The 1,267-nt window shown below is 64.0% G+C and carries 2 protein-coding genes; both read left to right on the top strand.

The window, feature by feature from the left end; translation table 11 throughout:
• Positions 1–561, top strand: a 561-nt coding sequence (locus EN879_RS36270; RefSeq protein ID WP_164774856.1) for an RluA family pseudouridine synthase, incomplete at its 5' end; no start/stop codon positions are given.
• A gap of 2 nt (positions 562–563) precedes the next feature.
• Positions 564–1,267: DMT family transporter (locus EN879_RS36265; RefSeq protein ID WP_164774855.1), on the top strand; the 704-nt coding region annotated here is incomplete at its 3' end.

Raw genomic sequence — 1,267 nt, 5'->3', positions numbered from 1 at the left:
GTTCACAGGCTTGACCGCGACACTTCGGGCGTGCTGGTCGTCGCCCGCACCCGACTGGCCGCCATGAAGCTCTCGGAAGCATTTCGCGCCCGCGAGACCAAGAAGACCTATTGGGCGCTGGTCAAGGGCGTGCCGCCCAAGCGCGAGGACAAGATCTCGACCTGGCTGATCAAGGAGCCGACGCCGGACGGTGACCGCGTGCGGGTCGCCGCGCATGGCGAAAAGGGCGCCGACCACGCCGTCTCTTATTACCGGATCATCGAGCAGGCGGCGCAGACGATGACCTGGCTGGAGATGGAGCCTTATACCGGCCGCACCCACCAGCTTCGCGTTCATGACGCCTACATCGGCTGCCCGATCCTGGGCGATCCGAAATATTTCGAGGCCGACACCAATTGGGACTTTCCCGGGGGCATTCAAAACCGCCTGCATCTGCACGCCCGCCGCATCATCATTCCGCATCCCGACAAGGGCGTCATCGATGTCACGGCGCCAATGCCACCGCATATGCGCCAGAGCTGGAACCTGATCGGCTTCGACGACGCCAGCGCGGAGGACTGATCGTGAGCGGCGCCACCGACGCGCTCGACCGGCGCGACACGGTCGACCTGGCCGCCGCCGCGATCATGGTCGGGCTGACCTTTTCCTGGGGGCTGAATTACGTCGCCGCCAAGATCTCCTACGCTGGCTATGATCCGGTTTTCCTGTCGATCGCGCGCTCGATCATCGGCGGCATGTGTGTCTTTGCCTGGTGCCGGTGGCGCGGCATCGCGCTTTTCACGCGCGACGGGACCTTGCTCGCCGGCATCTTGGTTGGCGCGCTTTTCGGCATCGAGTTCCTTTGCCTCTATGTCGGCCTGGAGCATACGACCGTTGCCCGCAACACGCTGCTGGTCAACACCATGCCGTTCTGGATGCTGCTCGGCGGCCATTTCCTGCTCGGCGAGCAGATCACGTTGAGAAAATTCCTTGGCCTGCTGCTGGCCTTTGCCGGCCTTGCCGCGGTGTTTTCCGACAAGCTTGGCGGCGGCGGAGACATGCTGTTCGGCGATCTGCTGAGCCTTGGCTCCGGATTCTTCTGGGCTTTGACCAACATCCTCATCAAGCGGTCGAAGCTGGTCGAGGCGAGCGCCGAGAAGCTGCTGCTTTACCAGCTCGCCGGGGCAGCGATCGTGGGCGTATTGGTGCTGCCTCTCGCCGGCCCGCCCGTTCGCGACCCGACCGTGCTGCCGACCTTGGCGCTGCTTTTCCAGGCGGTCTACATCGT

The sequence above is a fragment of the Mesorhizobium sp. M7A.F.Ca.AU.002.02.1.1 genome (assembly GCF_003998535.1).
GTDB classification, from domain to species: Bacteria; Pseudomonadota; Alphaproteobacteria; order Rhizobiales; family Rhizobiaceae; genus Mesorhizobium; species Mesorhizobium ciceri.
The sequence above is the reverse complement of the archived record's forward strand: the minus strand, read 5'-3'. Positions and strand labels throughout refer to the sequence as shown.